The organism is Vescimonas fastidiosa (genome assembly GCF_018326305.1).
In the GTDB taxonomy this organism is placed as follows: Bacteria; Bacillota; Clostridia; order Oscillospirales; family Oscillospiraceae; genus Vescimonas; species Vescimonas fastidiosa.
This window is the reverse complement of sequence record NZ_AP023415.1, coordinates 569,323-593,850: the sequence shown is the minus strand read 5'-3', so window position 1 is coordinate 593,850 and position 24,528 is coordinate 569,323. Positions and strand designations below refer to the sequence as shown.

At 55.4% G+C, this 24,528-nt stretch carries 24 protein-coding genes; 4 read left to right on the top strand and 20 right to left on the bottom strand.

Annotated features, from left to right (window positions below):
• Nucleotides 1–3 precede the first annotated feature (3 nt).
• From rapZ to hprK, 4 genes are read right to left on the bottom strand one after another with little or no spacing between them, the layout of a single operon-like run.
• Nucleotides 4–861, bottom strand: coding sequence for an RNase adapter RapZ (gene rapZ / locus KI236_RS02870; RefSeq protein WP_212819137.1), 858 nt, complete (start codon nucleotides 859–861; stop codon nucleotides 4–6).
• 12 nt (nucleotides 862–873) lie between these two features.
• Complete coding sequence (murB, locus tag KI236_RS02865; protein WP_212819135.1) at nucleotides 874–1,788, bottom strand: UDP-N-acetylmuramate dehydrogenase; 915 nt, start codon at nucleotides 1,786–1,788, stop codon at nucleotides 874–876.
• A gap of 10 nt (nucleotides 1,789–1,798) precedes the next feature.
• Nucleotides 1,799–2,761: an ROK family protein gene (locus KI236_RS02860; RefSeq protein ID WP_212819133.1), complete on the bottom strand. Its 963-nt coding sequence runs from the start codon at nucleotides 2,759–2,761 to the stop codon at nucleotides 1,799–1,801.
• Complete coding sequence (hprK, locus tag KI236_RS02855; RefSeq protein WP_212819131.1) at nucleotides 2,758–3,720, bottom strand: HPr(Ser) kinase/phosphatase; 963 nt, start codon at nucleotides 3,718–3,720, stop codon at nucleotides 2,758–2,760. The genes KI236_RS02860 and hprK overlap by 4 nt, the downstream gene beginning before the upstream one ends.
• 238 nt (nucleotides 3,721–3,958) lie before the next feature.
• Between hprK and rpmB the strand changes: the two genes are divergently transcribed.
• On the top strand, nucleotides 3,959–4,147 hold the full coding sequence (gene rpmB / locus KI236_RS02850) for a 50S ribosomal protein L28 (protein ID WP_212819129.1): 189 nt from the start codon (nucleotides 3,959–3,961) through the stop codon (nucleotides 4,145–4,147).
• 102 nt (nucleotides 4,148–4,249) lie between these two features.
• Here the strand turns inward: rpmB and KI236_RS02845 are convergent, their stop codons facing one another.
• From KI236_RS02845 to KI236_RS02785, 13 genes are all read right to left on the bottom strand, one after another.
• Nucleotides 4,250–4,786, bottom strand: coding sequence for a nucleoside-triphosphatase (locus KI236_RS02845; protein ID WP_212819127.1), 537 nt, complete (start codon nucleotides 4,784–4,786; stop codon nucleotides 4,250–4,252).
• Nucleotides 4,787–4,800: 14 nt separating this feature from the next.
• A complete protein-coding gene (gene xdh, locus KI236_RS02840) occupies nucleotides 4,801–7,491 on the bottom strand; it encodes a selenium-dependent xanthine dehydrogenase (RefSeq protein ID WP_212819125.1) in 2,691 nt (896 codons plus the stop codon).
• Nucleotides 7,492–7,689: 198 nt separating this feature from the next.
• On the bottom strand, nucleotides 7,690–8,277 hold the full coding sequence (gene yihA, locus KI236_RS02835; RefSeq protein WP_212819123.1) for a ribosome biogenesis GTP-binding protein YihA/YsxC: 588 nt from the start codon (nucleotides 8,275–8,277) through the stop codon (nucleotides 7,690–7,692).
• An 11-nt stretch (nucleotides 8,278–8,288) separates the two neighbouring features.
• A complete protein-coding gene (gene lon / locus KI236_RS02830) occupies nucleotides 8,289–10,685 on the bottom strand; it encodes an endopeptidase La (RefSeq protein ID WP_212819121.1) in 2,397 nt (798 codons plus the stop codon).
• Between the two features lie 81 nt (nucleotides 10,686–10,766).
• Nucleotides 10,767–12,059, bottom strand: coding sequence for an ATP-dependent Clp protease ATP-binding subunit ClpX (gene clpX, locus KI236_RS02825; RefSeq protein ID WP_212819119.1), 1,293 nt, complete (start codon nucleotides 12,057–12,059; stop codon nucleotides 10,767–10,769).
• A gap of 2 nt (nucleotides 12,060–12,061) precedes the next feature.
• The gene (gene clpP / locus KI236_RS02820; RefSeq protein WP_212819117.1) at nucleotides 12,062–12,643 is read right to left on the bottom strand and encodes an ATP-dependent Clp endopeptidase proteolytic subunit ClpP; all 582 of its coding nucleotides are present in this window, start codon (nucleotides 12,641–12,643) and stop codon (nucleotides 12,062–12,064) included.
• Between the two features lie 88 nt (nucleotides 12,644–12,731).
• Entirely contained in the window at nucleotides 12,732–14,057 is a 1,326-nt protein-coding gene (gene tig, locus KI236_RS02815; protein WP_212819114.1) for a trigger factor, read from the bottom strand.
• Between the two features lie 91 nt (nucleotides 14,058–14,148).
• Nucleotides 14,149–14,841: a metallophosphoesterase gene (locus tag KI236_RS02810; RefSeq protein WP_212819112.1), complete on the bottom strand. Its 693-nt coding sequence runs from the start codon at nucleotides 14,839–14,841 to the stop codon at nucleotides 14,149–14,151.
• 37 nt (nucleotides 14,842–14,878) lie between these two features.
• Complete coding sequence (locus KI236_RS02805) at nucleotides 14,879–15,868, bottom strand: dipeptidase (RefSeq protein ID WP_212819110.1); 990 nt, start codon at nucleotides 15,866–15,868, stop codon at nucleotides 14,879–14,881.
• On the bottom strand, nucleotides 15,865–16,230 hold the full coding sequence (locus tag KI236_RS02800) for a YraN family protein (protein ID WP_212819108.1): 366 nt from the start codon (nucleotides 16,228–16,230) through the stop codon (nucleotides 15,865–15,867). Before KI236_RS02800 ends, KI236_RS02805 begins: the two co-directional genes overlap by 4 nt.
• Nucleotides 16,227–16,862, bottom strand: a complete 636-nt coding sequence (locus tag KI236_RS02795) for a ribonuclease HII (protein WP_212819106.1) — start codon at nucleotides 16,860–16,862, stop codon at nucleotides 16,227–16,229. The genes KI236_RS02800 and KI236_RS02795 overlap by 4 nt, the downstream gene beginning before the upstream one ends.
• Nucleotides 16,863–17,729 carry a ribosome biogenesis GTPase YlqF gene (gene ylqF / locus KI236_RS02790; protein WP_212819104.1) on the bottom strand — a complete coding sequence of 289 codons (867 nt, stop codon included), beginning with the start codon at nucleotides 17,727–17,729 and terminating at the stop codon, nucleotides 16,863–16,865.
• Between the two features lie 13 nt (nucleotides 17,730–17,742).
• Nucleotides 17,743–20,196 (bottom strand): ATP-dependent helicase, encoded by a 2,454-nt coding sequence (locus KI236_RS02785; protein WP_212819102.1) that lies wholly within the window; start codon nucleotides 20,194–20,196, stop codon nucleotides 17,743–17,745.
• Between the two features lie 279 nt (nucleotides 20,197–20,475).
• On the opposite strand from KI236_RS02785, the gene KI236_RS02780 reads away from it, so the two are divergent.
• Together KI236_RS02780 and KI236_RS02775 are read left to right on the top strand one after the other, a co-directional pair.
• Entirely contained in the window at nucleotides 20,476–21,744 is a 1,269-nt protein-coding gene (locus KI236_RS02780) for a putative DNA modification/repair radical SAM protein (RefSeq protein WP_212819100.1), read from the top strand.
• A 4-nt stretch (nucleotides 21,745–21,748) separates the two neighbouring features.
• Nucleotides 21,749–22,615: a TIGR03915 family putative DNA repair protein gene (locus tag KI236_RS02775; protein WP_212819098.1), complete on the top strand. Its 867-nt coding sequence runs from the start codon at nucleotides 21,749–21,751 to the stop codon at nucleotides 22,613–22,615.
• Here the strand turns inward: KI236_RS02775 and KI236_RS02770 are convergent.
• The 3 genes from KI236_RS02770 to KI236_RS02760 are packed head-to-tail and all read right to left on the bottom strand — an operon-like array spanning nucleotide 22,503 to nucleotide 23,960.
• Nucleotides 22,503–23,210, bottom strand: coding sequence for a sigma-70 family RNA polymerase sigma factor (locus KI236_RS02770; protein ID WP_212819096.1), 708 nt, complete (start codon nucleotides 23,208–23,210; stop codon nucleotides 22,503–22,505). The genes KI236_RS02775 and KI236_RS02770 overlap by 113 nt on opposite strands.
• Nucleotides 23,207–23,650: an anti-sigma F factor gene (gene spoIIAB, locus KI236_RS02765; RefSeq protein WP_212819094.1), complete on the bottom strand. Its 444-nt coding sequence runs from the start codon at nucleotides 23,648–23,650 to the stop codon at nucleotides 23,207–23,209. Before spoIIAB ends, KI236_RS02770 begins: the two co-directional genes overlap by 4 nt.
• Nucleotides 23,640–23,960 (bottom strand): STAS domain-containing protein, encoded by a 321-nt coding sequence (locus KI236_RS02760; RefSeq protein ID WP_212819092.1) that lies wholly within the window; start codon nucleotides 23,958–23,960, stop codon nucleotides 23,640–23,642. Before KI236_RS02760 ends, spoIIAB begins: the two co-directional genes overlap by 11 nt.
• Before the next feature lie 264 nt (nucleotides 23,961–24,224).
• On the opposite strand from KI236_RS02760, the gene KI236_RS02755 reads away from it, so the two are divergent.
• Nucleotides 24,225–24,449 carry a hypothetical protein gene (locus KI236_RS02755; protein ID WP_212819090.1) on the top strand — a complete coding sequence of 75 codons (225 nt, stop codon included), beginning with the start codon at nucleotides 24,225–24,227 and terminating at the stop codon, nucleotides 24,447–24,449.
• The last annotated feature ends 79 nt before the right edge of the window (nucleotides 24,450–24,528 follow it).

Sequence of the window (24,528 nt, the reverse complement as noted above, 5' to 3'; positions counted from 1 at the left end):
CTTTTACCGGGTGATGTCTCGATGGGTCTCGGTGACGGGATAGCCGGCATTTTGGATATATTCCGCCAGGGCGTGGGCCACAGCTACGGAGCGGTGGTGTCCGCCGGTGCAGCCGATGGCCAAGACCAAGACGGTCTTGCCCTCCTCGCTATACAGGGGCAGGAGGAAGGACAACATTTCCTCCATACGGCGCATAAAATCACTGGTCTGGCTGAAGCTGAATACATAGTCACGGACACCGTCGTCCAGGCCGGTTTTGTGCTTGAGCTCTTCAATGTAGTAGGGATTAGGCATGAAACGCACATCCATCACCAGGTCGGCCTCCACCGGGATGCCGTTTTTAAAGCCGAAGGACAGAACATTTACATGCATCCCGTCCTCCAAAGAAGCGTCACTGAAGAGATTCAAAATCTCCGAGTGGAGCTTAGAGGCGGAAAAGCCCGAGGTATTGAGCACAAAGTCTGCATGGTCTCGGACAGGCTGCAGCAGAGCTCGCTCTTTTTGCAGAGCCTGGGCCACGCTCACACCGCCCCCTGCCAAAGGGTGAGTACGGCGGGTCTCCTTATAACGGTTGATAATGGACTGATTATCCGCCTCCAAAAAGAGCATACGGCAGTGGATGCCGGCGGTCTTCATCTGCTCCAGGGCATCTATAAGCTTTTGAGCCGGCTCCCCGGTACGCACATCATACACCAGCGCTACCCGGTCATATCGGCCCTTGGATGCCGCACAAAACTCCGCAAACACCACCATCATCTCAGCCGGAAGATTATCCACGATATAGTAGCCGATGTCCTCTAAAAAGGACGCGGCCTTACTTTTTCCGCTGCCGGACAAGCCGGAAATGACCAATATCTCCATGCCCTGCTCCTTTCAGTTTTCTATAATCCTCACCTCAGGCTCCAGCGTGACGCCGTGGGCCTGCCGCACTTTTTCCTGCACCTGCTGTATCAGTGTGCAAACATCCCGGCAGGTGGCCCCGCCGATGTTGATAATGAAGCCCGCGTGCTTCTCCGATACCTGGGCGCCGCCCACGGTGAGTCCCTTCAGGCCTGTTTCCTGAATCAGTGTTCCGGCAAAATAGCCTGTAGGACGCTTAAAGGTACTGCCGGCACTGGGATATTCCAAGGGCTGGGAGCTCTTCCGCCTATTCATAAGCTCGGCCATTTTTGCATCGATCTCCGAGCTGCTCCCCTTGGAAAGATGCAGCTTTGCACCCAAAATTACACTCTTTCCGTCAGAAAAGGCACTGTGTCGGTAACCGAAATCACACTCTTGCGCGGGAATGCGGCGGATGTCGCTCTCGGTGAGGGCTGTGACCTCCTCAACCACCTGCTTCATCTCACCGCCGTAGGCTCCGGCGTTCATATACACAGCGCCGCCCAGACTCCCGGGGATGCCGTGGGCAAACTCCAGGCCCGAGAGGCCGGCATTCTTGGCAAACAGAGCCAGCCGGGCCAGGGAAACACCTGCATCCGCCTCAATAGTAGTCTCGTCTACGAGCTGCAGGGCGTTCATCTCTCCGGCCGTGCGCACCACCAGACGCTCCAGGCCCTTGTCCGGAGCCAGGAGATTGGTCCCGTTTCCCATAACAAAGGGGCGGGCGCCGCACTCGTCGGCCAGGCCAAGTAAAATCACCAGCTGCTCCCGGTTTTTAGGATAGGCCACCCGTCGGGCCGGGCCGCCGATGTGAAAGGAGGTGAGACGGCTCATGGGCACATCCTGCTCCATTGGGAGATCCGGCAGATATTTTTCGATCACTTCGTCCAGCTTTTCAAACCAAGTCATAGTCCGCTCCTTAAATACGCTTCTTCTTTCCCAGCAATGCAGCGCCGATGATGCCCGCATTGGAGCCCAGCTCCGCCTTGACGATGCGGGTGCGCTTATCCGGCTCGCAGGGAATGCTCTGCTGCGCTACGATGCGGCGCACGGGGAACAAAAGCTGCTCGTCCTGTTCGTTACTGACGCCGCCGCCGATAGCCAGGGTATCGGGCTGAAAGATATTCACCAGGTTTACGATCCCGGCGCATAGATAGTCTATGTAGGCATTGCAGACATATTGCCCGATGGGGTCACCCCGGCGGGCGGCGATGAACGCGGACTGACCGCTGACATGACCGTCATTTTCGTCCACCACCTGACGCAGGACACTCTCGGGATTCTCGTCCATAATCCGCTTCGTCAGGCGCTTCAGGGCCGAGGCAGAGGCATACTGCTCCCAGCACCCTTTCCGGCCACAGGGGCAGCTTTGGCCGTTATACTCAATGCTCATGTGCCCCACCTCGCCGGCCATACCGTTAGAGCCATGGTAAATTTTCCCGTTGTGTATGATACCGCCGCCGATGCCCGTACCCAGGGTGATAGTCACAAAGCGCTTACTGCTGCGGCCGGCTCCGGCATAATACTCGCCAACAGCGGCACAGTTACCATCGTTTTCCAGATAGAGCGGCTTATTAAGATACTTGTGGAAAAGCCGCCGCAGCGGAACCCTGCGAAAGGGCAGGTTGCAGCTATATTGCAGGGAGCCGGAGCGTATTTCCACCACGCCGGGCACGCCTACACCGATGGAGAAAATTTCCTCCATGGGAACACCCACTTCCTCCGCCAGCTCCTGCGTCATGCGGGCCAGGTTCCGGGCCAGGGCATCCGGAGACTCAATCTGCACTATCTTCATCTTTTGAGTGGCCAGGATGCGGCCCCGGTCATCCACCAGTCCGGCCTTCAGGTTTGTTGCGCCAATGTCAATGCCAATGTAATTCATTTACTCTTTCTCCGATTTGCCTCATTCAGTGCGTCATAGTGCTGATCCAGCCGGGTCACAAAGTCCCGGGCGGGGTTGTAGCCGTATTTCATTTGGCGGTTTTTCATAGTGGCGATTTCCACGATACCGGCCAGGTTTCGGCCCGGACGAACGGGGACGGTCATGTAGGGCAGCTTCACACCCAGTATTTCATAGGTCTCCTCCCCCAGGCCCAGGCGGTCGTAGAACTTGCCGTCCTGCCACTGCTCCAGCTGCACCACCAGGTCGATCTCCGTGTCAAACTGCACCGCACCCATACCGAAGAGCTGCTGCACATCGATGACACCCACGCCGCGAATCTCAATGTAGTGGCGAATTAGCTCCGGGGCAGTGCCGTAAAGCGAGGTGGAAATGCGTCGTATATCCACGGCGTCGTCCGCCACCAAGCGATGCCCGCGCTTGAGCAGCTCAATGGCCGTTTCGCTTTTGCCGATACCGGAGTCACCCAGCAGAAGAACACCCTGGCCATTGATATTCATAAGAACGCCGTGGCGGGTAATCTGGGGAGCCAGCTTTTTATTGAGATAGTCTATAATCTCGCTGGTGGCATCCACGGTCTTGCGGTCGATGCGCAGCAGGGTACGACCATGCTTTTCCGCCAGCTCCAGCAGCTCCGGCGGCACCTCCATATTCCTGGCGATGATGAGGGCAGGTATCTCGCAGCGCAGCAGATCCTCCAGCACTTTTCGGCGACGCTCGGTGGTCATACCCTGGAGGAACACCATCTCAGCCTTGCCCAAAATTTGCAGGCGGATGGGCTCGAAGTACTCATAAAACCCCACCAACTGCAGCGCCGGACGATTGACATCGGAGATGGTCACGGTTTGAATATTAAAATTAGGGGCCTTATTCAGCACCTCCATGTTAAACTCCGCCACCAGCTCCGGGAGCTTGGCCGGGGTGCGCTTAACCTTTTCCATGGTTGATCCTTTCCGACCGCAACGGCGTCGTGCAGCGGTCACAAAAATTTTGCCCTGGTTCACTAATATTAATAACATATTATAGCTCAAAGCCCCTTTTTTCGCAACAGTTTCCTTCGATTTGAAATTTTTTCATTTTTTTGTCAAAAGTACTTGCTTTTTTCTGTGACATCTGTTAAACTATCAAATGCTTGCGAAAGCAACGCAGTAAGTCACACACAGCAAGGAGGTGCAACGGATGGCTAAGTGCGAATTTTGCGACAAGGGCGTGACTTTTGGTATTAAGGTTTCTCACTCTCACCGGCGTTCCAATCGTCCCTGGAAGCCCAATGTTAAGCGTGTTAAGGCGATCATCAACGGCACGCCTCGCCATGTATATGTTTGTACCCGGTGCCTGCGTTCCGGTAAAGTAACCAGAGCGATCTAATTTCAGGACAAGCATAAGACCCCGCTCAATGCGAGCGGGGTCTTTTTTTCATTTCAAAATGCCTGATAGCCACGCGTCAATGGCTGCTGAGTATTACGCCGCTTATTTCCAGCTTTTCACAATGGGCAGCAGCCTATGGAACAGCGCATCGCGGTTCTGCGTGTCGATCGGCACCACCTCCGCCCGGGGATGGGCGCATACCTGGTGCAGAAAGGGCACATCCATGCGGTCTTTTACAGCAGCCAGGACCGGCACCTCTCCGTCCAAAACCCCCAGCACCGCTGCCCGGAAGGCCTGGGCCTCCGACTCCAGGAAGCCAAGCTCATCCATGACGATCACTCGGCAGGCGGCTGTGTCCTTCAGATAGGCGCTCCCCAGGGTATCGAACACATGGGGGAAAATCTCCTTGAAGCGGCCCTGCTCACCGCAGCGGCCCACCAGGTTCTCCTCTCCCCTCTTGCGCGCCGCTTCAGGCAGCGTCGCTGGATAGATATAAATAGGATGCATAAGCTCCCCGGGGTTTTTGTCCATTTTTGTATAAAATCCGCCCGGCTGCAGGTCAGACGCTTCCAGCAGGCGACGGATCAGCGTGGACTTGCCTACGCCGCGTTCGCCTCGAAGCAAAATGTGTTTTTTCATAGCGCTCTTCTTTTTTACCACCAATACCGGGGCATCTTAGGCCGCTCATAGGGGGTTTTCATCAGCGGCAGGCTGCAGCGCATCTCGCCATCCAGCGCAAAATAGGCGCCGGCCACGGCAGGAGCCGTGGGAATGGTGGTGATCTCGCCAATACCGATGGCGCCGCAGGCCATGTCCTGGCCTCTCTTCTCCACCAAAATGCTGTTGATCTGCGGCATTTGATGCGCCCGGAACAGGCCCAGGGTGCCAAACCTTGCACTGGGGATACAGTCGTAGAGAGGGTAGTGTTCCGTCAGGGTGAAGCCCAAGGCCATGGCTACGCCGCCCTCGATCTGTCCCTCACAATTCAGCGGGTTAATGGCCTTGCCTACGAAATGGGCGGCATCGATCTCCTTTATGGTGCCATCCTCATTCAGCACACAGACCTGTGTGGCATAGCCGTAAGCAACATGGCTGACAGGATTCTCGACTTCCTGGGTGCCCAGAGGGTCCGTCTTTGCCAAATACTCGCCGTAAAACTCCTGACCCTCCAGCCTTTTCCAGTCTACCTGCTCATTCTCGGCCAGCTCCGTACCCACGAGGCCATTGCCGCAATTTTCACCGGGCAAATCTCTCAAATCTGCTGCATTAGCAATACCTGTATAGTCAGATACCTTTACATCTGCCCCGGCAGCAGCCAGCAGCTTTTGACAGGCGCGGCGGCAAGCTTCGCCGGTAACAAGGGTTTGGCGGGAGCCGGAAGTGGTGCCGGAATCCGGTGAATCCACTGTGTTGGCCGCCTGGTAGACGATGTCCTCCCTATCGCAGTGGAGCATGGTGCCGACGATTTGCGTCAGCACGGTGCCCAGGCCCTGGCCGATGCAGGAGGCTCCGCTGCGGATGTGGAGCTTTCCCCCCTTTACAGCCACAATGCAGCGGCCCGTGTCGGGAATGCCAACACCCACACCTGCGTTTTTCATAGCGCAGGCAATACCTACATATTTGTTATTTTCACAAATGTCCTTTACTGCCTCCAGCGTCTCCACCAGGCCTGTGGAGGGCGGGGCAATTTGACCGTTGGGCAGGGTCTGGCCGGGACGAATGGCATTGCGATAGCGGATCTCCCAAGGCGAAATGCCCAGCTCATGGGCCATTTTCGTCAGGGTCATCTCCATAGCGTAGCAGGTCTGGGTCACGCCAAAGCCACGGAAGGCACCGGCGGGTGGGTTATTGGTGTAATATGCCCGACCGGTAATTTCGAAATTTTCATAGTGATAGGGCCCGGCGGCATGGGTGCAGGCCCGCTCCAAGACCGGACCACCCAGGGAAGCATAGGCACCGGTGTCGGCGATAACCTCGGCTTTCACGCCCTGGATAAGACCATCGCGGTTGCAGCCCATGGTGATAGTCACCTTCATGGGGTGACGCTTGGGATGGACGAGGATGCTCTCCTGGCGGGTGAGTTTCACCTTCACGGGACGGCCCGTAAGATAGGCAATAAGCGCTGCGTGATGCTGAACGGTCATGTCTTCCTTGCCGCCGAAGCCGCCGCCTACCAGCATATTGGTGACATGGACCTTTTCCTTGGGGATGCCCAGCATAATGGAGGTTTCCCGGGCGGTGTCATAGGTCCCCTGATCTGTGGACAGGATGGAAACGCCGTCCCCGTCCCGATAGGCCACGGCGCACTCCGGCTCCAAAAAGGCGTGCTCGGTGTAGGGGGTTTCGTAGTGGTACATCAGCACATAGTCCGCATCACGGATAGCCTGGTCGGCGTTACCCCGGGACACATGCTTTTCGCACAGAAGATTGCCGGACTCATGCACCTGGGGTGCAAAGGGCTGCGCGGCGTAGGTGGGGCTGAACACCGGCTTCAGCGGCTCGTACTCCACTTCCACCAGCTTTTTGGCTTCTGCCAAAATTTCCGGGGTCTCCGCTGCCACCAGGCAGATGGCATCGCCCAGGTAATGGGTAATCTTGCCCACGGGGATCATGGTGTCCCAGTCCTGCATCAGGTGGCCCACCTTCACCTTGCCGGGGATATCGTCGGCGGTAAACACACCCACCACTCCCGGCAAAGCCTCAGCCTTTTCCTTGTGGATGGCCAGGACTCGGGCCCGGGGGTATTTGCTGCGGACGGCGCTGCCATAAATCATGCCGTCCAGATAAATATCATCGGGATATTTGCCGGTGCCCAAGACCTTCTCCTGAGCGTCCACCCGGGGCATGGACTGGCCCACACGGGCGCAATCCTTTTCCTGGGGAATCTCCCCGCCATTGCGGAAAATCTCGCCCGCCAGCAAAATGGCATCAATAATCTTCTTATAGCCCGTGCAGCGGCAGATGTTATTGCGGATGGCAAAAGCAGCCTCCTCCCGGGTGGGGTCCGGGTTCACATCCAACAGAGCCTTGGCGGAAATGACCATGCCCGGAATGCAAAAGCCGCACTGCACGGCCCCTGCCTTGGCAAAGGCCCAGGTATAGACCTCCTTTTCCGTGTCGCTCAGGCCCTCTATGGTGAGAATATGGCGACCCTCCAGCTTATCCGTGGAAGGGACGCAGGCCTTGGTAGGCTTGCCGTCGATCAAGACATGGCAGGTGCCGCAGGCGCCCTCACTGCAGCCATCCTTTACGGAGGTGAGGCGCAGCTCATCGCGCAGAAAGCGAAGCAGTTTTTGGTTTTTTTCCGCTGTGACCGCCTGGCCGTTGACAAAAAAAGAAGCCATTTTTGTGTTCTCCTTCGGTTTATAGGATTCGTAAAGGACACATTCTGTCTGTGTCCATCCATTTATCCATCATTATTATACTTTATTCTTTCCATATTCGCAAGAAAAAGCAGTACTTTTCATTCTTCTTTTTTATGATATACGCGAAAAAAGGTGTGAAGCGAAGTCACTTCACACCATTTTGCCTATTTTCATCTTTCAGCAAAGCTGCTCAATAGCGGACAAAAGCTCCGTTTTTCCGATTCCCTTTTCGGCAGAAAAGGGAATCAGCGCTGCCGTATCAGGCAGCTCCAGGGTGTCCCAAATGCGCTGGAGATTGGGCTCAATTTCATTTTTTTTCAGCTTATCCAGTTTGTTGGCCACCACAATCAGCGGACAGCCGCTCTCCTTGAACCAGGTACACATGGTCACATCATCCGCCGTAGGCTTGTGGCGGGCGTCTACAATGAGGACGCCCAGGGTGATAAGCCCCTGCTCTTGAAAATAATTCTCCATGAGACGGCCCCAGCGATCCCGCTCCTCCTTAGAGACCTTTGCATAGCCGTAGCCGGGCAGGTCGGTGAAATAAATCCTTCCGTCGATAAGAAAGTAATTGACCTGCGTGGTTTTGCCGGGAGTAGCGCCTACGCGGGCAAAGTTTTTCCGATTCAGCAAGCGGTTAATTACAGAGGACTTTCCTACATTGGAGCGGCCGGCAAAAGCTACCTGGGGACGACCGTCCCGAAGAAATGCACCGGGCTGCACAGCGGAAAGAATAAACTCCGCTTTATTGAAATTAATACCCATAATTCCGCTCCTTATACTCGTAAATCGGGCCTGGCAGTGCAGGACTGCACCGCCAGCAGCGGCATCTCCTCCGGCTGGGCGGCTGTTTTTTTACCCTCACTTACCAAGGCCTCGGAAAATACCTCCTCTACCCGGCTCACGGGCACGAAACGCAGCTTACGGCGTACAGTCTGGTCGATTTCCTCCAGGTCCTTCTCATTTTCCCGGGGAATGATAACCGTTTCAATACCGTTACGCAGGGCGGCCATGGTTTTTTCCTTCAGACCGCCGATGGGCAGCACACGCCCCCGGAGGGTCACTTCCCCGGTCATGGCCACATCCTTACGCACCTTTTTTCCGGTGAGAGCCGAGAGCATGGCGGTAGTGATAGCAATGCCGGCAGAGGGACCGTCCTTGGGCACAGCACCCTCGGGGAAGTGAATGTGAATATCCTTGGTCTTATAAAAGTCCTTTTCAATGCCTAACTCTCCGGCCCGGCTGCGCAGGCAGCTGAGGGCGGTTTTGGCTGACTCCTGCATAACGGTTCCCAGGTTGCCGGTAAGCTCCAGCTTGCCGGTGCCGTCCATGACATTGACCTCTACTTCCAAAATTTCGCCACCCACCTGAGTCCAGGCCAGGCCATTGACCACACCCACCTCGTTTTGGTGCATATGCTCAGAATCCGTATACTGTACAACGCCCAAAAATTCTTTTATATCAGCAGGTGTAACGGCAATCTTCTTTACACCCTCTGTAGCAATTTTCATGGCGGCCTTGCGGCAGATAGCGGCAATTTTTCGCTCCAGAATGCGCACACCGGATTCCCTCGTGTAGCCGCTGATGATGCTGCGCAGAGCATCATCGGAAATGCTCAACTGCCGTTTTTGCAGGCCGTGCTCTTTAAGCTGCTTGGGGATAAGATGCTGCCGGGCGATCTCCACCTTTTCCTCATCGGTATAGCTGCCCAGCTCGATAACCTCCATGCGGTCCAGCAGCGGGCGGGGAATGGTATCGGTGGTATTGGCAGTGGTGATGAACATGACCCGGCTCAGATCCACCGGAATCTCCAGGAAATGATCTCGAAAGCTGCTGTTTTGCTCACTATCCAGCACCTCCAGCAGAGCGGAGGCAGGATCGCCACGCATATCGCTGGCCAGCTTGTCGATCTCATCCAGCACCAGCAGGGGGTTCATGGATCCGCTGTGGATCAGGCCGTCAATGATACGGCCGGGCATAGCGCCTATGTAAGTCTTGCGGTGACCGCGGATGTCCGCCTCATCCCGCACGCCGCCCAGGCTGATGCGGTAAAGCTTGCGATTCATGGCCTTAGCCACGGAGATGGCGATGGAGGTCTTGCCCACGCCCGGAGGGCCCACCAGACAAATGATCTTGCCCTTGGCCTGGGGATGGATCTGGCGCACGGCTATGTACTCCAGGATACGCTCCTTCACCTTGGTCAGGCCGTAGTGGTCCTTATCCAGCATGGCCCGAGCCTTTTCCACATCCGCCCGCTCCTTGGTCTCCTTGCCCCAGGGCATTTCCAGGCAGGTGTCCAGGTAATTGCGGATCACCGACGCCTCAGCGCTGCCGTAGGGCTGCTTTGCCAGGCGCGAAACCTCCTTCATCAGCTTTTTTCTGATTTCCTCGGAAACATTCAGCTTCTGAACTTTTTCAGAATACTCCTGAATTTCATCATCGCCGTCCTCGCCCAGCTCATGCTGCAGTACCTTCACCTGCTCCCGCAGAATCATGTCCTTTTGCACCCGGCCTACACGGTCGCGGACTTTTTTCTCCATCTCCACTTCCAAGGAGATCACATCCAGCTCGTGGGTAAGAATTTCATTCACCAGCTTCAGGCGCTTCACAGGATTCAGCTCCTCCAGAATGCGCTGGCGGTCCTGGGGGCGAAGGTTGACGCTGTAACCGATGTAGTTAGCCAGCTCACCGGGGTCCTGACAGTCCAGCACTTTGGCGATGACCTCATCCGGCAGATCCGGCACCATCTCCCGATACTCGCCGAAAATGGCGTAGGTCTGGCGCATAATAGCCTCTATGCGGCGGGTCATCTTGCCGGGAAAATCGTCCTCCACCTTCACCACATTGGCCTGGAGAAAGGGCCTGGTCTGCCAAAGACGGCGAATGCGGCCCTTGTCTTGACCGTGTACCAGCACACGCACGGAGGAATCGGAGGTTTTTATGATTTGCAGCACACGGCCAATGGTGCCCAGGGTGTAAAGATCCTCTTCATCCGGGTAGGTCACAGCCAGCTCCCGCTGGGTCACCAGGAGGATCTCCTTGCCCTCCTCCATAGCGTTGTTCAGCGCCAGCATGGAGATCTCGCGCTCTACATCAAACCCGGCGTTCTGGCCGGGGAAAACCGTCAGCCCGCGCAGGGCCAGGACGGGAATATTCATAGTTGTTTGTTCCATAGGGGTCGCTCCTTTCGGCTGCACGGGACAGCATGGAAAAAAAGGGGAGGGACGATTCCTCGCCTCTCCCCTATCGCTCATTTAAGAGGCCGGTGCAGATAGGTCGTCTGCCTTGCCGGTCTTTCGTTTAGCCTTGCGAGGCACATTGGTCTCGTCATGTAGTATCTGCGGCTGGGACTTACCCTCCACGCAGTCGGCGGTGATGGTCACTCGCTCGATGGTGGGGTCTGAGGGAATGTCGAACATTACATTGGTCAGGATACCCTCCATGACAGCTCTGAGACCCCGGGCGCCGATATTACGGGCGATGGCCTTGTCGGCCACGGCCTCCAGGGCATCCTCTGTGAAGGTCAGTTCCACATTGTCATAGGAGAACAGCTTTTGATACTGCTTGACCAGTGCGTTTTTCGGCTTAGTAAGGATCTGCACCAGGTCCGCCCGAGTCAGACCGTCCAACGCAGCGATGACTGGCAGACGACCCACCAGCTCGGGAATGATACCGAACTTCAGCAGGTCGTGGGGCTGCACTTCCTTGAGAAGGGCCCCGGTCTGCCGCTCAGCCTTACTCTCCACAACGGCATCGAAGCCGATGCCCTTGCGGTCCGTTCGCTTTTCGATGATCTTCTCCAGGCCGTCGAAAGCGCCTCCGCAGATAAAGAGAATATTGTGCGTATCCAACTGGATGAACTCCTGGTGGGGATGCTTACGCCCGCCCTGGGGGGGCACATTGGCTACGGTACCCTCCAGAATCTTCAGCAGAGCCTGCTGTACACCCTCGCCGGAAACATCGCGGGTGATAGATGTGTTTTCGCTCTTGCGGGCGATTTTATCGATCTCATCCACATAGATAATACCCCGCTCCGCCAGCTCCACATCGAAGTCCGCCGCCTGCAAAAGACGCAGGAGAATGTTCTCTACATCGTCACCCACATAGCCGGCCTCGGTGAGGGTAGTGGCATCAGCAATGGCGAAGGGCACCTCCAGAACCCGGGCCAGGGTCTGGGCAAACAGGGTCTTGCCGCTGCCGGTGGGCCCGATCATAAGGATGTTGCTCTTTTGTAGCTCAACATCCTCGCCGCCACCGTAAAAGATACGCTTATAGTGGTTATAAACAGAGACGGACAGAGCGATTTTCGCCGTCTCCTGACCCACGACATACTCGTCCAGCACCGCCTTGATCTCCCGGGGAGTGGGCAGATGGTCCGGTGCTTCTATTTGTGCCTCTGCGGCATGGTAGTCATCCTCTAAAATAGAGTTGCAAAGCTGGATACACTCGTCGCAGATCCGAACACCGGGGCCCTGAATCATGCGGTGTACCTGCTTTTCGCTTTTGCCGCAGAAAGAGCAGCGCAGCTCTTTGTTATTTTCCGACATAGTTACCTCTTATAAATGACCTTGTCCACCAGGCCGTATTCCTTGGCCTCCTCGGCGATCATCCAGTTGTCGCGCTCAGAATCCAGCTTCACCTGCTCGGGAGTCTTGCCGGTATTCTCAGCCAAGATGCGATTCATCCGCTGCTTGATCTTGAGGAAATGCTCCACATCGATCTCCATATCGGTGACCTTGCCCTGGGTGCCGGCGGAGGGCTGATGGATCATCACCTCTGCGTTGGGCAGGGCGATACGCTTACCCTTAGCGCCGGAGGACAGCAGGAATGCGCCCATACTGGCAGCCATGCCGATGCAGATGGTAGAAACATCGCACTTGATATACTGCATGGTGTCATAAATAGCCATGCCGGCCGTCACGGAGCCGCCGGGGCTATTAATGTACATCTGAATGTCCTTGTCGGGGTCCTGCGCTTCCAGATAGAGAAGCTGGGCAACCACCAGGCTGGCAGTTGTATCGTTCACCTCTTCGCCCAGGAAGACGATGCGGTCGTTGAGCAAACGGGAAAAAATATCGTAAGAACGCTCCCCCCGATTGGTCTGTTCCACAACATAAGGGACTAAACTCATAAAAATATACCTCCTGTTCAAATGGGGCCCTGCATCGCAAGGCATAATACAAATTATACCCGCCCGTAAGTGATTTTAACAGACTTGATTACTCTTTGTCCTCTTTCTTCTCTTCGGCCTTCTCTTCAGCCTTTTCCTCGGGCTCCACGGCCACGGCGCTGTCGGCTACGGTCTTGATGACCTTCTCCCGGATGACCTGCTCCTTCACCTCGGAGGCGGGCAGATACTTCTTAATGGACTCCAGATCCATGCCGTATTTCTCGGCGATGTTCTTCATCTCATTCTCCACTTCCTCGTCGGAAGCCTCCAGGTTTTCAGCCTTCACAATGGCGGCCACAGCCAGGTCCATGCGCACCTGCTTCAGAGCGGGCTCCATGGACTCCTTCTGGATGGCGTCCTCGCTCATGCCGGTCATCTTCACATACTGGTCGAAGGGGATGCCCTGGGCAGCCAGCTGCTGCTTGAAATTCTCCATCATTCTCTGGGACTGCAGCACCACCATATCCTCGGGAATGTCGGCCTCGATGCCGTCGGCAACCTTCTGCATCAGCGCATCCTCAAAGGCGTGCTGGGCAGCGGTCTTGCGATCCTCGGTGATCTTCTTCTTCAGGTCTGCCTTAAGATCCTTCAGGGTGTCAAACTCGGACACATCCTTGGCAAACTCGTCGTCAATGGCGGGTACTTCCTTCACCTTGACCTCGTTGACCTTCACGTGGAACACCACGGGCTTGCCGGCAAGCTCCGGAGTATAGTCCTCGGGGAAGGTGATATCGATGTCCTTCTCCTGGCCTACCTTCATGCCGATAAGCTGATCTTCAAAGCCGGGTACGAAGCTGCCGGAGCCGATCTCCAGGTCAAAATTCTCACCCTTGCCGCCGTCGAAAGCCACGCCGTTGTCGAAGCCCTCGAAGTCAATGTTGGCGATGTCGCCCTTCTTTACGGCGCGCTCCACGCTCACCATGCGGCTGTTGCGCTCAGCCATTTCCTTCAGCCGGGCGTTCACATCGGCGGCCATGACCTTCACATTGGCCTTGGGTGCCTCCAGGCCCTTGTACTGGCCCAGCTTCACCTCGGGATAAACAGCGACGGTAGCCTTAAAGGTCACGCCGTCCTTGCCGCAGTTCTCCAGCTCCACCTCGGGATAGCCCACGACCTCCAGCTTCTCATCGCTGACGGCCTTCTCATAGGCATCGGGCAGAACGATATTCACGGCCTCTTCATAAAAGACCTCCGCGCCATACATGCTCTCAACGATCTTGCGGGGAGCCTTGCCGGGGCGGAAACCGGGAATGTTCATTTTGCCGCGCATCTTCAGGTATGCCTTGTTGATGGCAACCTCAAAATCCTCGGCGCTGACCTCGATGGTCAATGCGACCTTGCTTTTTTCCAGTTTTTCACAGGATTTTACACTCATTTTGTTTTTCCTCCGTTCAGCATTAATAAATTGAATCAATGCAATTTTATATGATAACAGAAAACAATTACAATTTCCACACTTTTTTGCACTATTCTAAAATTTTTTTCGGTTTGAACCGAAGATAGTCGGCGGAAACCAGGGAAAAGTCTGTTCCGTCCCGCTCCCCCTGCACCGCTCGGGCGTGGGCTGTGCCTCCGTGCAGGTGTCCGTAGCAGCACTTTTTCACCCCGTACTGCTGCAAAAGCCGCAGCATTTCTTCACAGCGATAACCGGTGTAGAGGGGCGGATAATGTAAGAAGCAAAGCTTCTCCCTCTCCCCTGCTGCTTTCAGCGAGGTCTCCAGCCGTCCGGCTTCCCGGCTGCGCATTTTCTCCGTGTGGCCGCCAGGCTCCTCCAGCTCGTAAAACCAGCCCCTGGTGCCGCACAGGGCTATATCGCCGTAGAAAATGCAGTTGTTGTGGAGAATTTGCAGAGAGTCCAAGCCGTGTTCGTCAAAAAAACGCTGCATTTTCGCCGCCGTGTTCCACCAGTAGTCGTGGTTGCCCTTCATGAGAATCTTTTTCCCCGGCAGCTCGTGGATGAATGTCAGGTCCTGCATGGACTCCTCCAGGCTCATGCCCCAGGATAGGTCTCCGCACAGTACCGTCACATCCTCGCTGCCCAGCTCTGAAAAACCCTCCCGGATCCGCTCTACATAGTTGCTCCAGCCCTCGCCGAAAATATCCATGGGCTTATCCGAGCCCAGCGACAGGTGCAGGTCTCCTATGGTATATAACGCCATACTTACTCCTTAATGAATTATCAAAAATACCTTATTATTATAATATACGCCGCAGGTTGTTCCAAAAAATATCCTCCAACAGAGTCTCACCGTAGCCGCGGGCCTGCAAGGCTGCGTAGAGCTTCGGCACATCCTGTACCCCTTGCATCCCAGTGGCCAGAGCCTCGCAGCCGTCCAGGTCACCGCCCAGGCACAGAGTCTTTTCTCCGCCCAAATTCAAAAAATGCTCCACATGGGCCGTAAGCTCCTCCATGGTCCCCTGTGGGCCCACAAAATCCCGGTAGAGGTTCAGCCCCACTATACCGCCGCTATCCCGGATAGCCCGGAACTGGTCGTCGGTCAGGTTCCGCGGATGGGGGCAGAGGGCCCGGGCATTGGAGTGAGAGGCTACCACAGGACCGTGGGCTGTTTTTATCACATCCCAAAAGCCGGCATCGGAGATGTGGGACATATCCGGGTAAATATCCATTTCTTCCATTTGACGCACGAAACGCTTTCCCTTTTGGGACAGGCCCCGGTCCGGCTCCTCACAGTTGGTGCCGCAGAGGCTGTTGGCCCGGTTCCAAACGGGGTTCAGGAGCCGCACACCCCAAGACCGGGCTGTTTCCAGGTTCCGCTCCTCGCAATCCAGCAGATCGGCTCCCTCAATGCTCAAAAGAGCCGCCATCTTTCCCCGGCGTACCGCTTCATCTACCTCCGCGCCTGTGCGGCAATGGGTGATGCAGTCCCGGTTTTCATCCATTTCCCGCAGAAAGCGCTTGTGCAGTCTTTGGCACTGGGCGAACATCCCGTCCGCCGGGGCGTTTTTCGCATCCCAATACAGGGCGAAAAACTGCCCATACCGGGCAAAATCCCGTCCTCGCACCAGGTCAATGTGTCCACCGTTTTCCCGCAGACAGCCGCAGGCGGCATAGTAAGCCTGCTGCTTCGCCGGGTCTGCATCCATCTCCAAAGCTGTATCGACTCCACCATTCTCCTCGCAGCGATAAATGGTGTCACAGTGGGCGTCAAAATACGGTATTTTCAATTTGCTTCCACCTCAAATGCGTTTTTCATATAGGTTATGCGTGCCACGCCGCCGTCAGCACCCCGATAGACCTCCGCCACATCAAAGCGGACCGGGCAGTCCAGATTTTTCTCGCTGAGGTAAAACAGCGCCGTTTTCCGAATGCGCTCCCGCTTGGCGGCAGTAACATAGTCCCGGGGCAGACCTACGGACAGATTGCTCCGGGTTTTCACCTCTACGAAGCAGAGGGTATTTCCGTCCATGGCAATGAGATCGATCTCTCCAAAGCGGCAGCGGTAGCTATGCGCCACCAGGCGAAATTTTTTCTGCCGCAGGTAATTTGCCACCTGCGCCTCGCCCCAGGTCCCTACGCTGCGGCTCATGCGCGCTTTTCCTCCCACTTCTTCAGGAAACTGCGCCTATGCTCCGGGCAGGGGCCGTAAGCGTCCAGCATTTGGTAGTGCAGCTTAGTGCCATAGCCCTTATGCATGGCAAACCGATACTCCGGGTAGCGTGCATTCAGCTCCCGAGACACAAAGCGGTCCCGACTCACCTTGGCCAAAATAGAGGCTGCGGCGATGCTGGCACTCTTACCGTCGCCCCCTACCACCAGCTTATGAGGCGTGGTGATAGCCGCACTACGACCCTTATCACGGTTGCCATCAACCAGGGCTACCTCGGGCCGAATGTCCAGGGCATCAATGGCCTGCTGCATCGCCTTCATTCGGGCGCTTAAAATGTCCGTGGCGTCGATTTCCGACGCCTCCACCCGCGCAACTGCCCAGCAGACAGCCTTTTGGGTGATGACCTGGTACAAGGCCTCCCGCTTTTTTTCCGTGAGCTTTTTACTGTCGTTAAGACCCTCGATTCGGCAGCAGAGGGGCAAAATCACCGCGGCAGCATACACCGGCCCCGCCAAAGGTCCGGCGCCTGCCTCATCACAGCCGCAAATAATCCCCATCCCCTGCTCCGTTAGCTCTCGCTCGATCTGCCACAGATCTGTATTTTCGGTCATTTATTTCACATCCTCCACTGTTTCCAGTGTAAAGCGCCCTAACTTGCCACCCCGGAATTCATCCAGCAGAACTCGGCTCATACGCTCGGTGTCAACCTCGGCGCCCCGCATGAGAAAGCCCCGTTTACGCCCGGCTCGGGTCAGCAAATCGTAGCCCATTTCGTCCTCCTGAGGCTCCACCTTGTATCGCTCCCGAATAACCGCAGCGTAGTGCTTTCCCAGGTACTCCATGAGATAGCTACCCAGCTCCTCAATGTCCATCACATCGTCCTTGATGGCGCCGGTGTAAGCCAAATGCATCCCTACATTCACATCCTCGAATTTCGGCCAAAGCATACCGGGCGTGTCCAGCAGCTCCAGGGTGCTGTCCACCGGCACCCACTGCTTGCTGCGGGTGACGCCGGGGCGGTCCTCGGCCTTGGCGGTCTTGCGCTTGGCTACCTTATTAATAAAGGTAGATTTTCCTACATTGGGGATGCCCAGCACCATCACCCGCACCACACGGCCCACCTGACCTTTATCGGCATAGGACTGAAGCTTGTCCTTCAGTAACTCGCGCACGGCGGCGGCAAACTGAGCTGTTCCCACACCGTTTTTGGCATTGGACTCCAGGACAGCGTAGCCTTTTCCCCGGAAATACGCCGCCCAGCGGGCTGTCTCCTTGGGGTCAGCCTGATCCACTCGATTCAGCACTACCAGTCTGGGCTTTCCAGCCGTCATTTCATCCACATCAGGATTGCGGCTGGAAATGGGGATCCGTGCATCCAGAATCTCGCACACGGCATCCATGTGGCCCATTTCCGCCACAATCATCCGCTTTGTTTTCGTCATGTGTCCCGGATACCAGGACAGTCCTTCTATCTGCATGGCTACCTCCCTCTTACAGCTTGGTCAAATGAACTCCGGCGGCTTTCAGCATCAGCTTCTTGGTGCCCACCTTGTCGAAGGCCACCTCAATAAGCGCGTCACCACCCATGGGCCGAACGCTGAGCACCATTCCCTGACCAAAGGCGCTATGGCGTACCTGATCTCCGGCTTTTAATTGCATAAGCTGAGTAGACCCCGCCGACGGTGCCCGCCGGTTCGTGGTAGAATGCTGTAAAGTCTCATGCCTTGTCTGCTGCCTAATTTCCTGTGTTTTATAGGTTCCGCGGGGTGTACTTCCCCAGCCACCGGACCAGCTGTCATTCCACCCCTCGTCCCACTGAAGTGCCTTTCGGGGCTCCGGCTTTCCAATCCAGCGCATATTCTCTGCCGGAATCTCCTCCAGGAATCGTGACGGCATTTTCGGCTCCGTCTGACCGAAGAGCATCCGCTGGCGAACATTGGTCATGGTCAGGGTCTTGCGGGCCCGGGTCATGGCCACATAGCACAGCCGCCGCTCCTCCTCCATCTCCTCCTGCTCGCCCATAGCTCGGTTTCCGGGGAACACACCCTCGTCCATGCCGGTGACATATACATGGTCAAATTCCAGCCCCTTGGCACTGTGCATGGTCATCAGGGTCACACAGTTATCACTGTCGGACTGGCCGTCCAGATCGGTATACAGAGCCACATCGTTGAGAAATCCTGCCAGGGACGGGTCATCCGGGTCATTTTCTAAAAAGGCGCTGATGCTGGAGGCCAGCTCCTGCACATTTTCCAGTCGGCCACGGCTCTCCATGTCATTCTTATCCCGGAGCATCTGCATATAGCCGCTCCTTTGACAAACCTGGCTGTAGAATTCTACCAGCTCCAGTTCATCGCACAGGCTGCGCAGCTCCGAGATCATCTGACCGAACTCTTCCATTCGCCCGGCGGCAGACTTCAGCTCCGGGTAGCTTCGGGCAGAGCAAACGACTTCAAACAGAGACTTCCCCTCTGCCGCCGCAATGGCCTGCGCCTTTTCCACCGATGTCCCGCCGATCTTCCGAGAGGGCACATTGATGATCCGCCGCAGACGCAGATCATCCGCCGGATTGCACACCACGCATAGGTACGCCAGCATATCCTTCACTTCCGCTCGGTCGAAGAACTTTACGCCTCCTACGATTTTATAAGGTACGCCGTTGCGCTTGAAGGCATATTCCAGAGCGTTGGACTGGGCGTTCATGCGGTAAAGAATGGCATTATCCCTCCAGTTGGCGCCCCGATTATAACCGTTCATAATGTCGCCCACCACGAAGTTTGCCTCATCGCTCTCATTGAAGCAGGTCTTGATGGTCACCGGATCCCCGGCGCCGTTTTGGGTCCACAGGGTCTTGCCCTTGCGTCCCTCATTGTTGCGAATCACCGCATTGGCTGCGTCCAAAATATTCTGGGTGGAGCGATAATTCTGCTCCAGTCGGATGGTCCGGGCGTTCTTATAGCGCTGCTCGAAGCTGAGAATGTTGGTGATGTCTGCTCCCCGGAAGCGATAGATGCTCTGGTCATCATCACCCACCACGCAGATATTCCCGTGACCGCCCGTCAGCAGGCCCGCCAGGAGAAACTGCAGGTGGTTGGTATCCTGATACTCGTCAATGAGTATGTAGCGGAACTTATTCTGATAGTATGCACGCACCTCCCGGTCGCTTTGCAGCAGCGTAACCGTGTGCAGAATGATGTCGTCAAAGTCCAGGGCATTGGCCTCCCGGAGTTTCTGATTGTAAAGTTTATATACTTTACCAACCCTGATTTTCCGCCAATCTCCTCGCTGCTCCCACAGTTGGCAGAACTCCTCCGGAGACTGCATATCTCCCTTGGCGTTGGAGATCACTGACAGCAGCTCCCGTGTGGGAAATTGCTTTTCCTCCAGGCCTAAATCCTTGAGAATGTCCTTGATAACCCGCTTGGAGTCATCGGTATCATAGATGGTAAAGTTGCGGTCGTAACCCAATTTGTCAATATCCCGGCGCAGAATGCGCACGCAGGCAGCATGGAAGGTGGCCGCCCACACATCCAGCGCCTCTTCTCCCAGCATCCGCTCCAAGCGCTCCTTCAGTTCACCGGCAGCCTTATTGGTGAAGGTGATAGCCAGCACCTCCCAGGGCCGGGCCGGCTGCACGGCACACAGGTACTGCATCAGAGGCCGCATCTCCTCCTGGGGATCCTGGATATATTGCTCCAGAAATGCCACCTCGTCCTCGGAAATGGGGATGGTGATTTCTTCCGTGTCGCTGCCCCGGCCATAGCGCAGGAGGTTTGCCACCCGGTTAATAAGCACCGTGGTCTTGCCGGAGCCCGCCCCTGCCAGCAGCAGCAGCGGCCCCTCTGTGGTCAGCACGCCCTCCCGCTGCATAGGATTGAGTCGTTTGTAATCCAGCGCAATTGCCTCGCGCCGAGCGGTTATAAATCGTTTTTCTAATTCGTTCATGCTATCCTCGCTCTCTGTTTTTCACTCCTATTCTATAACAAATGCATCCGTTGGTCAACCGGAGAAATGCAAAATTAGAAAATTTGTTCGATTTTCTATTGACAAGAACGATTGTTCGATTTATAATGCGAGTAGAACAAAAGTTTTACTTGGAGGAAGCAACTATGACTACTTTCGGATGGATCATCACTCTCATTGGTATCGCTACCCTTTCCGGGCAGTTCATGCGTTTGGTAGAGCGGGTCGACCAGCCTCGACGCAGACGCAAAGCCGCTTGATATGGACCTGCTGGATAAGCTGGCTGTTCTCACGGATGCGGCCAAGTATGATGCCGCCTGCACTTCCAGCGGTGTCCGGCGTGAATCCAGACCCGGGAAGATCGGAAACACTTCCTCTTCCATTGCCGGCTGCTGCCATAGCTTTTCCGCCGACGGCCGATGTATCTCGCTGCTAAAGGTACTCATGACCAACTGCTGTGTGTACGACTGCAAGTATTGCGTCAACCGCCGCAGCAACGATACCCGCCGCACCGCCTTTACGCCCAAGGAGCTGGCCGAGCTAACGATTCAGTTCTACCGGCGCAATTATATTGAGGGGCTTTTCCTCTCCAGCGGTGTCCTGCGCAATCCGGACTACACCACCCAGCGTATGATCGAAGCTCTGCGTCTTTTGCGGCAGGACTATGGCTTCAACGGATATATCCACGCCAAAGCCATTCCCGGTACGGACCCGGCCCTGGTGCAGCAGCTGGGCTACCTGGCCGACCGTCTCAGCGTAAATATTGAGCTGCCCTCTCAGGAGGGTTTGGCTGCACTGGCACCGGATAAGACCAAGTCCGCTATTCTCTCCCCCATGCGGCTGATCCGCGACAGAGGTCGAGAAAATAAAGAAGAGCTGGTGAAGTATCGCCACGCCCCCGCCTTTGCTCCTGCCGGGCAGAGTACCCAGCTAATTGTGGGGGCAACCCAAGACAGCGATCGACATATACTCTACTTGACCCAATCCCTATACCAGCGCTATCGACTCAAGCGTGTATTCTATTCTGCCTATGTGCCTGTGGTGGAGAACTCTTTGCTCCCCGCCCTGCACACCAAGCCTCCTCTGCTACGGGAGCACCGACTGTATCAGGCGGATTGGCTTATGCGCTTTTATGGCTTCCGGGCCGAAGAACTGCTGGATGAAGCACATCCGAATTTCGACCCTACCCTGGACCCTAAATGCTATTGGGCCATTACTCACCCGGACCAGTTTCCGGTGGAGATCATGTCCGCGGATCTGGACCGCCTCCTGCGTGTTCCCGGCATCGGTCCTACCGGAGCTCGGCGTATCCTATCAGCTCGGCGTACGGGATGTCTTCACTCTGAGGACCTGCAAAAAATGGGCGTTGTGCTCAAGCGGGCGCAGTTTTTTATCCTATGCGGCGGGCAGATGCGCCCGGGTCTGCACTTCACTGCCGAAACGCTAACTCGACAATTACAGGCCGTAGAACAAAATGCTCTGCCTGTCTCTGCCGCCCCTCAGCTATCCCTTTTTGACGCAACGGAGTAACAGAATGTCTTGGAACGATATGATTTATGAATACGACGGCACCTACGAGGGCTTTCTCTGCTGTATATTCGAGAGTTATGTAAACAAAGAATTCCCCATTGCCTTTGTAAGCAACGAGGAATTCCCTGTTCTCTCCCTCTATTCTATTCGCGCCGTGGAGACGAACTTGAACCACAGCGACCGTATTCAGCGCAGCCTATCGTCCCTTTCCGTTAAGGCTGCGCATCTGCTCTACAGAGCTTTTTATACCTGCATGGATAATAAAGAAGCATACCTGTACGCTTTTGTGAAAAAGCTCTACGCCGACGGCCCTCAGTTTCTTCTCTGCCGATCGGACAGTGCCTGCTATCCTCTGTACAAGGCTGTGCGTCATCTCTCCGGTGAGTTGGAGAAGCTGCGGGGTTTTGTCCGTTTTTCAGACTACGACGGCATCATGGGTGCCGAGATTACGCCCAAGAATCGAGTGCTTCCCTTTCTACGGCAGTATTTTTGCAGCCGATACGCCGGGGAGGCTTTCTTCCTTTATGACCGCACTCATGGTGAGCTGCTTCTCTACAAGGACGGCCGCTCTCGCATCATCTTCGTGGATTCCCTGACCTTGGCACCGCCCAGCCCCCGGGAAGCAGAATACCGAAAGCTGTGGAAAACCTTTTTTGATACCATTGCAATCCGGGAGCGGCACAATGAGCGCTGCCAAAACACCTTTTTACCTAAGCGCTATCGCAGCACCATGACGGAGTTCCAATCCGAGACAGTTGTCACTCCCGAAGCATCTCCCGCAGATGCGCTACCCCCTTTCGCTCCAGACGCGATACCTGCACCTGCGACACCCCCAATACTCGTGCCGCCTGCTCCTGGGTCATGCACTTAAAAAAACGCAGATAGATGGTTTCCCTCTCCCGCTCCGGTAAGTCCCGGATGGCCTCCCGCAGCGCAATTTTTTCCACCAGCGACTCCTCCGGCGCATCTGTACCCAAGGTGGATTCCAGTGTCAGCCCCTCTGCCGTCTCCTGCTGCAACGACTCCGGTGCAGCGGTGGCCAGCTCCGCCGTGGCAATTTCCTCGGCGCTCCAGCCGGTCTCTGCGGCCAGCTCTGACAGCTTCGGCTCCCTTCCCAATGCAGCGCGCAATCTTTGTCGGGCCGACCAGACGCTTTGTCCCTTCTCTCGTAGAGTTCGTCCCACTTTCACAGGCCCGTCATCTCGCAGAAACCGGCGTATTTCTCCGGCAATTTTTGGCACAGCATAGGTGGAAAATTGTGTTCCATATGTAATGTCAAATCCCTTTACAGCTTTTATGAATCCAATACATCCGAGCTGATATAGATCCTCCGGGTCCGCTCCGCAGCCATAGTAGCGCCTCACTACGGCCCAGATCAGGCCGCTGTTCTCCTCCACCATTTTTCCGCAGGCATCGCTGTCTCCCGACTGTGCTTTATCCAGCAGCGCCAGCCTGTTTTCACTCATTTTCGCTCACCCATGCGGGTAGAAATTCGTTTTTTCAGTGTAACCGTAGTGCCCTTTTGAGGAGCTGATTTCACCCTTATGGTGTCCATGAAGCTTTCCATAATGGTAAAGCCCATACCGCTGCGCTCATCGTTGCCGGTGGTAAACATAGGTTTTCGTGCTTGCTCTACATCGGCAATGCCCACGCCCCAATCCTTTACAATGATTTCCATCACATTTCCCTCTCGAATGCGCAGCTTCATGACGATGCGCCCGATACAATCGGGATAACCGTGAATAATAGCGTTGGTTACTGCTTCACTGACAGCGGTCTTGATGTCACCCAGTTCTTCCAGCGTTGGGTCCAGCTGCATAGCGAACCCCGCCGCCGCCACCCGCGCAAAGGATTCATTGCTGCTGCGGCTGGGGAACTCCAGTACGACCTGATTTTCACTTTTCATGTCCTTCCTCCAATTCAATGAGTTGCTGCAATCCGGCGGCTGTAAATACTTTTTTCACCTGTGCCGATGGATACCCTATGCGCATTTTTCCGCCTAGTTGCTTCATCTGCTGCATCGTGTGCAATGCTACGGCAATGCCGGAACTGTCCATAAATGTTACACCGGAGAAATCCAGCTCTGTCTCCAACGGCAGTGCGTACTCCAGCTCCCGGGCAATGTGCTGCATAAGTTGTCTGGCCGCATGATGATCCAACTCGCCCCGCAGGTGTAGGATCAGTTTTCGATCGATACTCTCTGCTTTGACCTGCATTTTTTCACCACTTCCTGTTAAAAATCACCGCAGACTTGTCTTCTACGGTGATTATACTTTTTTATGTAGTAATATTTTGTCGAATTTCGTTCCTTCTGTTAAAAAATCCGAATTTTCAATATTCTTATTTCTCCAACTCGCTGTAAGTGATTCTAATATTTACTGTAATGTTCCATCGCTTTACTTTTCTTGTTAATTATACTACTATGCAATCACAACAAGGAAATGATTTCATATTCATCCATGAATTAGGAGGAATACCGCATGAGAAACATGAATTTTTATATTGCAACCGCAATCGTATCCCTGATTTTGCTCATAGCTACCGCTTTCTTGATGACCGCCCCTGACGAACCCATCCGTCAGGCCGGCATGTATCTGCCCCTGTTCTTCGGTGCTATCGGCACCTGGGCTGCCACTAAAGCCGGTCTGCTGGAGTTGGATTACGAAGAGCATCGTGTGAAGCGCTCCGCACACCACGCAGTCTGATTTTGATTTCATTCTTTTTCTCCTCAAGATTCAATACAGGAAAGAGGTCGGCACGGTTCGTGTCGACCTCTTTCCCTTT